The organism is Ruminococcus albus 7 = DSM 20455, from assembly GCF_000179635.2.
GTDB classification, from domain to species: Bacteria; Bacillota; Clostridia; order Oscillospirales; family Ruminococcaceae; genus Hominimerdicola; species Hominimerdicola alba.
This window is the reverse complement of the sequence record NC_014833.1, coordinates 2,175,309-2,188,027: the sequence shown is the minus strand read 5'-3', so window position 1 is coordinate 2,188,027 and position 12,719 is coordinate 2,175,309. Positions and strand designations below refer to the sequence as shown.

At 41.3% G+C, this 12,719-nt stretch carries 16 protein-coding genes; 4 read left to right on the top strand and 12 right to left on the bottom strand.

Annotation, left to right across the window (positions count from 1 at the left end; translation table 11 throughout):
• Position 1 precedes the first annotated feature (1 nt).
• The 12 genes from RUMAL_RS09790 to RUMAL_RS09735 form a co-directional block, all read right to left on the bottom strand.
• Positions 2-694, bottom strand: a complete 693-nt coding sequence (locus RUMAL_RS09790; protein WP_013498589.1) for an enoyl-CoA hydratase/isomerase family protein — start codon at positions 692-694, stop codon at positions 2-4.
• Between the two features lie 5 nt (positions 695-699).
• Positions 700-1,107 carry a hypothetical protein gene (locus RUMAL_RS09785; protein ID WP_028504407.1) on the bottom strand — a complete coding sequence of 136 codons (408 nt, stop codon included), beginning with the start codon at positions 1,105-1,107 and terminating at the stop codon, positions 700-702.
• Positions 1,088-1,504, bottom strand: coding sequence for an acyl-CoA thioesterase (locus tag RUMAL_RS09780; protein WP_013498587.1), 417 nt, complete (start codon positions 1,502-1,504; stop codon positions 1,088-1,090). The genes RUMAL_RS09785 and RUMAL_RS09780 overlap by 20 nt, the downstream gene beginning before the upstream one ends.
• On the bottom strand, positions 1,501-2,217 hold the full coding sequence (locus RUMAL_RS09775) for an enoyl-CoA hydratase/isomerase family protein (protein ID WP_013498586.1): 717 nt from the start codon (positions 2,215-2,217) through the stop codon (positions 1,501-1,503). Before RUMAL_RS09775 ends, RUMAL_RS09780 begins: the two co-directional genes overlap by 4 nt.
• Positions 2,218-2,228: 11 nt before the next feature.
• Positions 2,229-2,531 carry an acyl carrier protein gene (locus RUMAL_RS09770; RefSeq protein ID WP_013498585.1) on the bottom strand — a complete coding sequence of 101 codons (303 nt, stop codon included), beginning with the start codon at positions 2,529-2,531 and terminating at the stop codon, positions 2,229-2,231.
• A gap of 179 nt (positions 2,532-2,710) precedes the next feature.
• Positions 2,711-3,607: an ACP S-malonyltransferase gene (locus RUMAL_RS09765; RefSeq protein ID WP_013498584.1), complete on the bottom strand. Its 897-nt coding sequence runs from the start codon at positions 3,605-3,607 to the stop codon at positions 2,711-2,713.
• Positions 3,608-4,188: 581 nt separating this feature from the next.
• Positions 4,189-4,680: a dihydrofolate reductase gene (locus RUMAL_RS09760; RefSeq protein WP_013498583.1), complete on the bottom strand. Its 492-nt coding sequence runs from the start codon at positions 4,678-4,680 to the stop codon at positions 4,189-4,191.
• Complete coding sequence (gene folK, locus RUMAL_RS09755; RefSeq protein ID WP_013498582.1) at positions 4,677-5,495, bottom strand: 2-amino-4-hydroxy-6-hydroxymethyldihydropteridine diphosphokinase; 819 nt, start codon at positions 5,493-5,495, stop codon at positions 4,677-4,679. The genes RUMAL_RS09760 and folK overlap by 4 nt, the downstream gene beginning before the upstream one ends.
• Positions 5,488-6,312, bottom strand: a complete 825-nt coding sequence (folP, locus tag RUMAL_RS09750; protein ID WP_013498581.1) for a dihydropteroate synthase — start codon at positions 6,310-6,312, stop codon at positions 5,488-5,490. The genes folK and folP overlap by 8 nt, the downstream gene beginning before the upstream one ends.
• A 2-nt stretch (positions 6,313-6,314) precedes the next feature.
• Positions 6,315-6,800, bottom strand: a complete 486-nt coding sequence (locus RUMAL_RS09745) for an HD domain-containing protein (protein ID WP_013498580.1) — start codon at positions 6,798-6,800, stop codon at positions 6,315-6,317.
• Between the two features lie 263 nt (positions 6,801-7,063).
• Positions 7,064-8,125 (bottom strand): HAMP domain-containing sensor histidine kinase, encoded by a 1,062-nt coding sequence (locus tag RUMAL_RS09740; protein WP_013498579.1) that lies wholly within the window; start codon positions 8,123-8,125, stop codon positions 7,064-7,066.
• Entirely contained in the window at positions 8,122-8,793 is a 672-nt protein-coding gene (locus RUMAL_RS09735) for a response regulator transcription factor (RefSeq protein WP_013498578.1), read from the bottom strand. The genes RUMAL_RS09740 and RUMAL_RS09735 overlap by 4 nt, the downstream gene beginning before the upstream one ends.
• 221 nt (positions 8,794-9,014) lie before the next feature.
• On the opposite strand from RUMAL_RS09735, the gene RUMAL_RS09730 reads away from it, so the two are divergent.
• The 4 genes from RUMAL_RS09730 to RUMAL_RS09715 all read left to right on the top strand — a co-directional run bounded on the left by RUMAL_RS09730 (position 9,015) and on the right by RUMAL_RS09715 (position 12,703).
• Positions 9,015-9,242 (top strand): hypothetical protein, encoded by a 228-nt coding sequence (locus RUMAL_RS09730; RefSeq protein ID WP_013498577.1) that lies wholly within the window; start codon positions 9,015-9,017, stop codon positions 9,240-9,242.
• Between the two features lie 45 nt (positions 9,243-9,287).
• The gene (locus RUMAL_RS09725; RefSeq protein WP_013498576.1) at positions 9,288-10,301 is read left to right on the top strand and encodes an NAD-dependent epimerase/dehydratase family protein; all 1,014 of its coding nucleotides are present in this window, start codon (positions 9,288-9,290) and stop codon (positions 10,299-10,301) included.
• Positions 10,302-10,309: 8 nt separating this feature from the next.
• On the top strand, positions 10,310-11,128 hold the full coding sequence (locus RUMAL_RS09720) for an SDR family NAD(P)-dependent oxidoreductase (RefSeq protein ID WP_028504408.1): 819 nt from the start codon (positions 10,310-10,312) through the stop codon (positions 11,126-11,128).
• 330 nt (positions 11,129-11,458) lie between these two features.
• Complete coding sequence (locus RUMAL_RS09715; RefSeq protein ID WP_013498574.1) at positions 11,459-12,703, top strand: IS256 family transposase; 1,245 nt, start codon at positions 11,459-11,461, stop codon at positions 12,701-12,703.
• Positions 12,704-12,719 lie beyond the last annotated feature (16 nt).

Genomic DNA, 12,719 nt, shown 5'->3' with positions numbered 1-12,719 from the left:
GTCAGTCACCCCTGATCTTGTATAATCTGATATATCTGCGGTAGTCTTCAGGTGAGAATTCACCGTATTCTTCTGATATAAAGTCTATCAATGAATATGCCTCAGCAAGTCCATGCTTTTTATCGGTGAGAATATCTCCCCAGCCGAGCTCGCAAGCCTCCTCAGAAGGGAAAAGTCTTCCTGTCATAACAAGCTCATAGGCGTTCTTCATACCACAAAGTTCGATAGTCCCGGCAATTCCTCCAAGTCCGGGAAGTATGCCGAAAGTAGATTCAGGCTGACCTATACGTGCGCCCTTCTCGACGATCCTGTAGTGACAATTGAGAGCGATCTCGCTGCCTGAGCCTATACAGAATCCTGTAACTACGCTTATCACCGGGAATGGAAGGTCACGCAGAAATGTGAAGTGATGCTTCTCCTCAATGTGACTTTCGGGAAGATCTCCGGAAGTATCGTCGTATACTTCCGAAGCTGAGCGTTCCATAAGGGCATCAACATCAGCACCGACACAGAAATGTCTTCCACCGCCGTATATTATCATACCTCTTATACTGTCACTCTTTGCAATCACACGTACTTTTTCCATAACAGCCTCAAATTCCTTGTGGAACTGAGTAGTCATAAGGTTATTTTTTGGTGCATTCATCACAACTGTGAGTATATCGTTTTCTTTATTAAGCAGGATATCACCCATAATGCTCACCTCCTGCTGATCTGTTTTATAAGTCGGTAAAATGACCTTGATTCAGCATCAAGAATATCATTTCTGGAGCCGTTTCTTGCAGTTACGAAGCAACTTGTTATTTCCCTGATCTGAAATTCAGTCTTTTCCTTGAACAAGATTTCTGCGTATTTGTCAGCATTCTCGGCAGGTATAACTATATCGAAGTATTTAGCTATATCTGCATCAGGGTCATCAGAAGCAAGCGCTGTGATATACGGCAGATCAGCGAAAAAATCGCAAACCTTCGCTTCGTCTCCTATCTGCATATTTCCATTATCATGGATAATGAGCAGGCACGGCTCACCTGGTTCTGCGCATATAAGTTCTGAAAGCAAATCAACATCGCTAACTTCTGTATATAATTCATTTATTATGATCTTCATTTGTCTCACTTTCTAATATTTCCTTGACTTCATCAGGGATACTGTGGATCACTCGCTCATGGTTTACGAAAATAAGTCTGCCCTTTATTTTACAGGATATCAGACCCGTGGTGTTGTTAATTATGTTGTGCTTGTAGAGCATCATTTCACCCTTGGCTGTAAACTCAGATTCAATACGCACCTCATCAAGCAGTTTCAATTCGTGTATATACCTCTGCGAACACTCCATAAGCACAGGGAATATACCCCTGTCAAGAGTATACTCCATAAGTTGGTTTATTTTGAAAAAGTTCCAGAGTGCGGCTTCTGCGTACTGTAAATAAACTGCATTGTTCACATGACCAAAAGAGTCAAGTTCATAACCTCTGACTGTCAAGTTGTATACACATTTTCTCATTTTCTGAAAGCCTCCTCAAGTGCCGCTTCAAAAGCACCGGATGAAGGATCAGCATCACCGTCAACAGCCCTGTTCAACGTATTTATTACCGAATTTATCACGGTTATGCTTGCTGATGATACAATATCCTCAGCAAATCTCAGTGCCTCGGGGAGAGCGTCCTTTTCCTCGGTTACTTTTGTAACAAGTCCGATAGAGAACGCCTTATCAGCTGATAGCATTTCGCCCTGCAATATCATTTGCAGAGCCTTATCCCTGCCAACAATACGGGAAAGTCGTTCCATTCCACCCATGCCCGGAACTACTCCATGCATGACCTCAGTAAGTCCCATACGCGCTTTGGATGAGGCAATACGAAACTGACAACTCATTGCAATTTCAAGTCCGCCGCCGAAGCAGCCTCCGTTAACAGCTGCTACAGTTAATATAGGCAGGTGCTCGATTGTGTTCAGCAGTTCCCTGCCCTTTTTGAGCTTGTCAGAAATGCTATTTACATTATCCGCATCAAATAGCGAAACATCGGCACCGTGCGAGAAATGCTTTCCATTCCCTGTTATGATCAGTGCCTTAGTCTGTGGATTCTCCTCCAGCCACGCTATCAGCTTCTCACGCTCGATGAATTCCGGTTCGGATATCAGGTTTTTCGGACCGTTTTCGATGGTGAGCACTGCAATACTGCCTTCGGAATGTATCTCTGATAAAACTGATTTCACTGCTTATCCTCTTACTGATCAACGATATCATTACCGTACTGATATACTTTGCAGAACATATCAATAACGTCACTCATGGTGTTCATGGGTGTTTTCAGCATATATTTACCGATACTCTGTAACTTTATGTCCATGTCGAACTTATCAGCGGTCATCTCGATCAGCTCTACCAGCATCAGGGAATCGCTTTCCAGGTCATCCTGAAGATTGGTATTTTCATTTATGGATGTTTTGTCAACTTCGCATTCCTCTGCATAATAATCAAATATCATGTCCTTGATCTCAGCTTTGATCTCATTTGTAATTTCTCTCATTATGTTTACCTCCAAATAAAGCTTTATAGCTGTTAGGTACAGCTTTCAGCCTTCAGAGCTTTCCATTGAAAACTGAAAGCCACACCCGACAGCTTTTTAGTACAGTAAAGATCTTACTGTGCTAAATTGATAAATATTTAACAAACCTAGCTGCAATTATACGCAGATACAAATTCTGATTATGAACATATATCATCGAAAGTGTACATTTTACACTTTCTGCCAACTCTTGACAGTTTACTGAGCGAACCGTTCGCACTTATGTCGAAAAACTCTGTCACTCCAAGCTTTTCCAGTTCTTTCAGTGCAAGATCCCATCGCATCTGCGTATACACATTAAGCTGATTTTCACGAGCCACCTGCTCGGCTGTAGTCAGTACGGTTAAATCGAAAACAGACATCATCGGATAATCAGGATCATTGTATTTCAGGTCATTACAGTACTTGATGTATTCCAGTGAATACTTCTTCATTATTGAATGGTGGAAAGCTGTGCCGGTATTCAGGCGGAAAGCTTTCAGTGCTCCTTCGTTGGTGCAGATTTCTATAGCCTTTTCGACCGCGCTTGCTTTACCGCTAATCATAGCGTGGAATGTAGAGTTACCGCTGCCGATAACAAGATCGTCAGGTGAGAATTCCTTGTTGAGCAGTTCTGAAAGGTCATCATAAGAGAATCCTACGATTATTCCGGTATCAAGCTCCTCATGAGCATCGTCCAACGCAATTAGCATAGACCTGTGAGATTTAACTATATCCCATGCAGCCTCATGAGGTATCGCATTGAAGCAGGCACTTGCACTTACTATGCCGGAACTGTAACCAATGCCGATATCAGGAGTTATGCCTTTGCTGATGCAGTACTCATATATCACTCTGTCACAAACAAATGGTACTAGCCACTGCGCTATCTTTGAGTCATATCCCAGATTTTTTCCGATATCCTTATTAAGTCCAAGTCTTGAACAGGCGGTTTCGTAATAGTATGAATATTTATCCATAAGTTCAGGTGTTAGTTTTGCAAGCAGTTTTTCATAGCTTGGACCAATACCATTAAATAAAAAAACTCTTTTATACATTTCTCAGTCTCCAGACAATTATATAACACAAGTACGGTAATTAATGCAGTTCATTGTATTAATACGAAAATTGAATCAGTATATAAACCAGCATATCAGAACTGAAATATCCATTTTCGTATCCATAAATGACATATCTTTAATTTATAATACCATTTTTTCTCTGAAAAGTAAAGTAAAAATCTTAAAATCCAATGGTTTCGTCAGCTATGCTAAAATTAGCTAAGATTGTAAAAATAATTCAGTGATGTTTGATGATTATTTTTCTAAAATCTTCGTTTTTTGTTCATATATACGCTCATATATCCCAAAAACTTGAATATATATGATATTTATATTTTTTGATTAATATATGCTCCTCTTGTATTCACTATTTTACACAGGAAGATTTGAGTATAACAAAAAACTCCAACAGTCTTCCTGCTTGTCGGAGTGTTCTTTTGAAATATAAACTTAATTTCCTGCTTCATAATAGTAATATTTAATTGAAAAAAACGCCTCGATGAAGAGACGTTTAATATAAATTATAGAATTTTACTATTTACACATATCAACAAGTTGTGTAAATTAGCCGCTGTATACTATTTATTTAAACGCTCATAGACACAAAACCGTAGTCCGAGCTCATGGTGTTCATCACAGCTCACACAGCCGAACTCGTCACGATTGAACTCTGGGAAATACACATCGCCTTCATATTCGTCATAAAGTTCGGTCAGATACAATTTTTTCGTAAAAGCAAGTCCCTGACGGTATATCTCAGCACCTCCACAGAGGAATATATCCCCTTTCCTTTTGCGTTGAACATATCTTTCTGCTGCTTTGATAGCCTCTTCAAGGTTCGCTACTGTTCTGAGCATACTGCCTGTGTAGTCTGTATTGCGTGAAATAACAATATTGTACCTTCCGGGCAGCGGTCTGCCGATGCTCTCATAGGTACGTCTGCCCATAATCAAGACACCATCCTCAGTGATATTTCTGAAATAATGTCTGTCTTCAGGAATATCCCAGGGGATACCTCCATTTGAGCCAATTATACCGTTAGCGGCTACTGCCGCGATAATGCATATCATTGTTTTGCCAACTCAGCAAGGAGCTGTGAAACTGTTTTACCTGATATTGGGTGGCGGTAATAGGATGCTATCTCAGCTGCCGGTGCGAGTACAAATTCACGGTTATGCATATCAGGATGCGGTATTATCAGATCAGGATCAGATATAACTTCATCGTCATAGAACACAATATCCACATCAAGGGTGCGCGGTCCCCAGTGTATCTCACGTCTGCGGTCAGCTGAATTTTCTAAGGACTGCGTCAATTCAAGCAATCCGTGAGGGCTGAGCATTGTCTCACATATCACTGCACCATTAACAAAATCAGCTTGTTCTGTATAACCATAAGGCTTGGTTATAATAAGCTCGGAGCATTTTACATTTCGTATATAAGGACACTCACGCAGCTTTTCAAAAGCATTTTCAAGGTATCCCCTGCTGTCACCCATATTTGACCCGAGAGAGAGAAGAACTCTATGCCATCCTCTGTGTATCTTAACTGATACTGAGCTGAAATCCATATCTATAGGAGCTTCAGGTTTGCGTATCTCCAAATCAACAGCACTGACGATCGGATATTCCATGAGAATAGTTTCAGCGGCTTTCTGTGCGACAGTTTCAATCAGCTTGAAGGTATTTTCTGTCATTACCTTTTCAAGAAGTTCGCATACTTTGCTGTAATCCACGGAGCTTTCCAGATCATCGTTCATCCCGGCTTTTTCTGTATCTACATACAGCGCGGAGTTGACATAGAAATTCTGTCCGTTTATATTTTCATGTTCAAATACTCCGTGATGCGCAAATATTCTCAGTTCTTCAATACATATCTTATCCACGTTTGTAACCTCTCATTATAGCCTGTGTCATTTTAACCGCCCTTAGGTTTTCTTTGACGTCGTGAACACGTACAAACGCAGCACCTCGCATAACTCCGATAACAGTTGTTGCAATAGTTCCCTCAACACGCTGATCACTTGGTAGATCAAGAGTAAGGCCTATCACTGATTTTCTGGAGGTACCGAGCAGTACTGGATATCCCAGTTCATTTTTAAGCATATCCAGACGGTCGATAGCTTCAAGATTGTTTTCCAAGGACTTTGCAAATCCAACACCCGGATCAAGAATAATGGAATCGTCGGTGATACCGGCTTTTTTAGCAATATCGACTGTTTCTCGCATATCATTTATAAGATCGTCCATAAAGCAGACGTAGTCCATATTATTCCTGTTATGCATCAGGCAGCAAGGCAGACCGCTTTTTGCAATAAATGCAGCCATTTCGCCATTGTCGTATTTAAGCCCGTAAATATCATTGAAAAGATCTGCACCGGCTTCTGCTGCCGCTGAAGCGACTTTATATTTGTATGTGTCAATTGAAACAGGAACATCGAATCTTTCCTTTAAAGCTTCAATTACAGGTACGATCCTGCTTATCTCCTCATCGTCACTGATACGTGTAAACCCCGGTCTTGTGGATTCTCCTCCGACATCAATGATATCAACACCCTCTGATATCATTGCCTCTGCATGAGAAAGGGCACTGTCTATGTTATTGAATTTACCTCCGTCTGAAAAAGAGTCAGGTGTCACATTGAGTATGCCCATAATATAGCATTCGTTTTCAGTATCAAATTCTCTGTTGCCGATTTTCATAATTATACCTCTATTTCCAAATTCATTTTATCTTTCTGCCATTTACACAGCGACCTGGCATTACATTCAAAGCAGTTCCGTGAGAGCTTGTCTGCCTTATTGAACATAGCTTCAGGTGTATCGGGATCTGCTTTCGTATTACGATGGCTTGCAATAAGACGGATGATCTTTTCGCGTATATCACGCGGACATTCTATGCTGTCGAGAATCTTAGCAGCTGTTGACTGACTTGCCACATCATGTTCAATGCCCTCGGTATACTCCTGCACTCTTCCGATATCATGTAAAAGTGCAGCCGAATAGATAATGTCAGCAGAGATCTTGATGCGTTTGCGTCCGCAAAGTATCATTGCTATTCGGGCAACATTAAGAAAATGCTCAATATTGTGACGACAGAAGATCCTGTCTTTTTCAAGCTCACACAATATGTGGAGCTGATCCTGATAATATTCATTTTTTAGTATGCGGTTGGTAAATTCTAGTTTCATTTCATTGACCGGTCCCATAAATAGATTTACAATTAATTATTATAACATAAAATCATGCATTTGTCTACTCCATTATATGAGTTCGATTGTAAACTTTCTCGATTCTTCCCGATTTAACTGTGTTTTAATCAAGTGACTATAAAGATTTTCTATAATAGAAAAAAAGCAATGTCCTCCGTGAACGTGGAACGGAAGGCATAGCCTAATTCTATATGCAGAAAATTTTACGCATCGAATCACCTGAGAATAAATACACTTTTGTGTTATTCAACCAGAGTTACGATAAATTTTGTTCCTTTGCCTTTCTTACTTACTACATCAATTTCACCGCCTGTGAGCTGCAAAACACGCAGGGCAAGTGCAAGCCCCAAACCATTTCCTTCAGTAGAATGTGAGGTATCTTCCTGATAAAATTTATCAAAGACGTGCTTTTTCGACTGTTCGTCCATGCCGCAGCCTGTATCCTCAACCTCGACAATGATCTTTCCGCTTACGGAGTATTCCCTAAGTGTGACCGTTCCGCCCTTTTCTGTAAACTTGAATGCATTGGAAAGAAGATTGTTCCATACTATCGGAAGTAACTCCGCATCTGCGGTGATGATTCTGCGTTCGTCTGAAATATCTACTTCAAATTCGATGCTCTTTTCCTCCCACACCGATTCAAACAGCAGTGCCGACTGCACAAGCTGATCGCAAAGATCAAACTCACTGACATTAGGGGTTATGCTTTGCTTTTCAAGCTTGTTGAGTTTCAGGATGTTAGTGATAAGTTTGTTAAGGCGTTTGGCAGCATTTGTGACAGTGTCAATATATTCCTGTCGTTTTTCTTCTGACAGTTCGGGCTTTTTCAGCATTTCTGCAGAATTCTGAATAACAGCTATAGGCGTTTTGATCTCATGGGAAACATTTGAGAAAAAATCTACACGGAGCGTTTCAATACTACCAAGTTCCAAAGCCATTTTGTTGAAATCCTCTATCATATAATCAAGATAGTCAAATTTCTCACGTTCATTGATCGGTTCGACACGAACCGAAAAATCACCCTTTGCTATTTTTGCTGCTGCATCTGCAAGCCTTATCATCGGCAGTTCATAGGTCTTTCGCACCTGATGACGAGTATACAGCGTAAGTCCTCCTGCCACCATTGCCCAATAGCTCATAAGAACGATAATTTCAATGATCTCGTTAAAATATGCTTTCTGCATACCCACAAGTATACCGATATGCACTCCCGAAAGCAAAAGCAAAGCAACATAGTAGCCGAAAAATATGGATTTCGGAAAACGACTGCTTCTCGCTGTCTTTGCTATATTCTGATATTTCATTTCAGCACCGCCTTGTAGCCGATACCACGAATTGTCTTGATCTCAAATCCTGTGCAAGCTGCCGTTTTATCACGCAGCCTTGTTATATACACATCAACAGACCGCAGACTTGCATCAGAATCAACGCCCCAGAATTCATCCATGAGCTGCGCTCTCGAAAAGGTCTTGTTCGGATACGAGAGCAGCTTGAACAGTATATTGAATTCTCTTGTAGATAATGGCATTTCCTCGCTGTTTACTGTGCCTGTCATAGCATCACTGTCCAGTGTCAGGTCACCCACTGTCAGCTTTTTCGCTTCTGCAATATTGGCACGTCGCAGAAGTGCACGAACACGCATATCCAGCTCTGCAAGTTCCACCGGCTTCACCATATAATCGTCGATGCCGAGTCTGAACCCTTTATCCTTTGCGGACAGATCGTACCTTGCCGATAGAAATATTATCGGGATATTCGCATTCAGTCTTCGGATCGTTTCAGCAAACTCAAAGCCGTCCATTTTCGGCATCATAATATCTGAAATGATGAGGTCGTAGAGATTAGCATACATCTCGTTGTAAGCATCACCCACAGAAAGACAGCCCTTTGCCGAAAATCCGCTGTCATTCAGATAACTGCAAACAAGACGGTTCAGATCTTTGTCATCATCAACTACTAAAATATGTATCATTGTAATTCCTCCTTTTTGTAACTTTTCTGTGCCCTGATACTCATGGATAAGGCATTCCATAAATCTTCTTTTTGTAATTATACCAAATATCAAAGCGTCTTTCAAGATACATCGGCGTAATTTAATACTACTGCAACAAAACTCAAACCATACAGCAACAAAACGGATGTAAAATTCGGATATAAAAAAGAAAACTATGTAATTAAACGGAGGTAATTACAATGTCAAAGATAGCAGATACCAATGATAAGATCGCAATAGCAGTGACTAAGGGCTACAAGTCGGTAGAAAATACAGTAGTAGGCGGATACCAAGCTGTTGAGAAAGCAGTCGTTGGTGGTTATAAGAAGATCGAGAACGGCTTTGTTGACACGTTTCTCGCAAAAGACGGAGAGACTGTCGATGAAGCCAAACACCGTATCACGAGCTGTATGACTGAGAAGGATTAATATAAATCAATACAAAACCTGAGAAATATTCAAGGAGAAATAGCTATGAGCAAAATGATCTATATTGTTACAGGTGCAGCAGGTTTTTTAGGCGGTACAGTATGCCGTAAGCTTATAGAGCGTGGAGAAAAAGTAAGAGCTCTCGTCCCGCAAAATGATCCGGCTGCAAAATATATACCTGACAGTGCAGAGGTGGTTCAAGGCGACCTCTGTGACAGGGAAACTCTCGAAAAGCTTTTTACTGTACCCGAAGGCATGAAAAGCATAGTGCTTCATATCGCAAGTATCGTGACCGTTGATCCGACATTCAATCAGAAGGTCATTGATGTGAACGTTGGCGGTACGAAGAATATTATAGATATGTGTCTTGCACACCCCGAATGTAATAAACTCGTCTATTGCAGCAGTACAGGCGCTATCCCAGAAACACCAAAAGGCAAGAAAATCACCGAGGTAGATTTTTTTGACAAGGACAAAGTCGAAGGCTGCTATTCTATGTCAAAGGCTATGGCGACGCAGGCGGTGCTGGATGCCGTAAAAGAGCGAGGACTGAATGCATGCGTTGTTCATCCGAGCGGAATCATGGGACCGGAAGATTTTGCAGTTGGAGAAACAACCGGAACGCTCATTAAGATAATCGGCGGTGAAATGCCAATGGGTATCAGCGGAACATTTAATCTCTGCGATGTACGTGATCTTGCTGAAGGAATGATCGCAGCCGCTGACAATGGAAGGCAGGGTGAATGCTATATCTTAGGCAACGAAGCGATCAGCTTCAAGGAGTTTTGCCGACTGGTTTCCGAGGAAGCAAATTGCAAAGCGCCGAAGGCATTTCTGCCTATACAAATCGCAAATATGATCGCAAGGCTCTCTGAAATGCGTGCGAAAAGAAAAGGCGTTAAGCCTCTTATGAAGACATTTTCAGTGTACAATCTTGCAAGGAACAACGACTTTGATTCTTCAAAGGCAAAGCGTGAGCTAGGATATCGAACTAGATCATACAGAGAAACGATTCACGATGAGATCAAATGGCTCAAAGCAAGTGGGAAAATCGCATGAGTTAAAATATGAAAGTATGTGTGATAACAGGCGGTGGCAGTGGAATGGGGTTAGAAGCCGCAAAAGCTATGCCAAATGACAGAATATTCCTGCTCTCCGGCAGAACGATACAAAAGCTCGACAATGCAGCTAGATTATTGAAAGCCGACGATAAGCAAACTTATATCATGCCCTGTGATACATCTGACAGAAAGCAGGTACACGAACTAGCGAGATATGCGGCATCCCTCGGCGAAGTTACAAATGTGATCCATTCTGCAGGTCTTTCACCATCAATAGCTGAACCTGAAAAGTTACTGAGAGTAAATGCTCTCGGAACGGTATATGTAAATAGTGAGTTTGCAAAGGTAATGAAAAAAGGCGTTATTGTTGACATTTCATCAAACTCAGCTTATCAGCTCCCTAAATTTATGGTCCCAAAAGGCATATATACACTTGCCGAAAAGGATGAGGCGAAATTTCTTGTCAAACTACTAAGAATGTGCCGCTTTGTAAAGGACAGCTACAAGAGTTCAGGACTTGCGTATGCCCTATCTAAGAATTTTGTTATATGGTACGCAAAAAAATCAGCTTTTGAATATGGTAGTTGTGGAATACGGATATGTTCACTAAGCCCGGGACTGATCGCTACGGATATGGGTGAATGTGAGAAAAATGAGGGCTCATCTATGCTAAGATACACTGCTGAAAAACGGATGGGAACTCCGGAAGAACTAGGATTTGCAATAGCTATGGCGGCTGACGAGCGTAATGGTTATCTTACAGGAGTTGATATTCTAGTAGACGGCGGCAGTGTGAATGGGAAGTACTATCAAAGAAAAGAGTGAACTTCACTTTTTAAACATATTATATTTGCAAACATACTTTCTTTCACATATAACAGGTATTCCCTATTGGTTTGAATGACAGCTATCCATCAAAATGAATCAAAGAAGTTCCATCTGTATTAAAAAAATATCTCACAAATCTTGACAAAATCAGTATTGAGCAGTAAACTTAACAGTGGTATAATATTTATAATTATATGAATATATCACAAAGGATAATAGAAATGCTGAAATTTATAAAATCACAGCCTGTGCGAGTCTATCCTAAAATTTGTGTAAACCTCTAAAGTAGTGTATAATAGAAGAGACACTACTTTGGAGGTTTTAATTATGAGCAGAAGACGAAGAAATGAAACAGAAGAGCAGCGAGCAAGAAGAGAGCTAATAAGTGATTTTCTTTCGGCAGCGAATATTCAGAGCATGGACGATATTCAGGAACTTTTCAAGGAGGCACTTGCCGGATTTATGGAAGGTAGCCTTGAATCAGAGCTTGATTCCGAGCTTGGATACGAGCCGTATGACGTTAAGAACAAGGCTACCGACAACAGTCGTAACGGTCACAGCAAGAAAACTCTTCGTACCAGTATGGGTAAGGTTGATATTGAAGTTCCTCGTGACAGAAACGGCGAATTCGAGCCTAAGATACTGCCCAAGAATCAGACAAGCATATCTCAGGATATGGAGAACAAGATCATCTCAATGTACGCCAAAGGTATGTCAACGTCTGATATTGAGGATCATATTCGTGACATTTACGGTCTTGAGATATCCGATACTACTGTCAGCCGCATAACCGATAAAGTGCTTCCCGCAGCCAAGGAATGGCAGCAAAGACCGCTTGAAAGCATCTATGCAGTCGTATTTCTTGATGCTATCCACTACCACGTCCGCAGCGAGGGACAGATCATCAAAAAGGCTGTCTACATAGCGATAGGCGTTAATATGGACGGCAGGAAGGACGTTCTCGGTATGTGGGTAGGTGAAAATGAAAGTGCCAAATTCTGGGCAGGCGTTCTGAATAGTCTGCGTAACAGAGGCGTTGATGATATTCTTATCGCCTGCACTGATAACCTGACAGGTTTTTCTCAGGCGATAGAGGCTGTATTTCCGAAAACTGATATCCAGAACTGTATCATTCATCAGCTCAGGAATTCAAGCAAATATGTCTCCTACAAGGATATCAAGGCGCTTATGACCGACCTGAAAAAGGTCTATACTGCCGCCACTGAAGAAGCTGCTCTGGACGCTCTGGACGAATTTGCCGCTGTCTGGGACAGCAAATATCCCAAGATCTCAAAGTCATGGTACGAAAACTGGCCTAATCTCAGCACATATTTCAAGTTCCCGCAGGAGCTTCGGAAGCTGATCTATACTACCAATACCATTGAAGGATTCAACCGTCAGCTTAGGAAAGTGACCAAAACAAAATCCGTATTTCCTACAGATGACAGCCTTTTCAAGATGCTGTATCTGGCTATGAAGGACATCACGAAAAAGTGGACGGGGCGTCGTCAGGACTGGAGCAGTATCTATGCTCAGCTTGTGATCTATTACGGAGACAGAATACCCGAATAATACTTTTATCTTGACA

Excerpts from the sequence above, each read along its gene's own strand:
- RUMAL_RS09740 (WP_013498579.1), bottom strand. The coding sequence starts at position 8,125 with ATGAAATATCAGAATATAGCAAAGACAGCGAGAAGCAGTCGTTTTCCG.
- RUMAL_RS09745 (WP_013498580.1), bottom strand. The coding sequence starts at position 6,800 with ATGAAACTAGAATTTACCAACCGCATACTAAAAAATGAATATTATCAG.
- RUMAL_RS09785 (WP_028504407.1), bottom strand. The coding sequence starts at position 1,107 with ATGAAGATCATAATAAATGAATTATATACAGAAGTTAGCGATGTTGAT.
- RUMAL_RS09720 (WP_028504408.1), top strand. The coding sequence starts at position 10,310 with ATGAAAGTATGTGTGATAACAGGCGGTGGCAGTGGAATGGGGTTAGAA.
- folP (WP_013498581.1), bottom strand. The coding sequence starts at position 6,312 with ATGAAAATCGGCAACAGAGAATTTGATACTGAAAACGAATGCTATATT.
- RUMAL_RS09765 (WP_013498584.1), bottom strand. The coding sequence starts at position 3,607 with ATGTATAAAAGAGTTTTTTTATTTAATGGTATTGGTCCAAGCTATGAA.
- RUMAL_RS09790 (WP_013498589.1), bottom strand. The coding sequence starts at position 694 with ATGGGTGATATCCTGCTTAATAAAGAAAACGATATACTCACAGTTGTG.
- RUMAL_RS09725 (WP_013498576.1), top strand. The coding sequence starts at position 9,288 with ATGAGCAAAATGATCTATATTGTTACAGGTGCAGCAGGTTTTTTAGGC.
- RUMAL_RS09770 (WP_013498585.1), bottom strand. The coding sequence starts at position 2,531 with ATGAGAGAAATTACAAATGAGATCAAAGCTGAGATCAAGGACATGATA.
- RUMAL_RS09735 (WP_013498578.1), bottom strand. The coding sequence starts at position 8,793 with ATGATACATATTTTAGTAGTTGATGATGACAAAGATCTGAACCGTCTT.
- RUMAL_RS09730 (WP_013498577.1), top strand. The coding sequence starts at position 9,015 with ATGTCAAAGATAGCAGATACCAATGATAAGATCGCAATAGCAGTGACT.
- RUMAL_RS09780 (WP_013498587.1), bottom strand. The coding sequence starts at position 1,504 with ATGAGAAAATGTGTATACAACTTGACAGTCAGAGGTTATGAACTTGAC.
- RUMAL_RS09715 (WP_013498574.1), top strand. The coding sequence starts at position 11,459 with ATGAGCAGAAGACGAAGAAATGAAACAGAAGAGCAGCGAGCAAGAAGA.
- RUMAL_RS09760 (WP_013498583.1), bottom strand. The coding sequence starts at position 4,680 with ATGATATGCATTATCGCGGCAGTAGCCGCTAACGGTATAATTGGCTCA.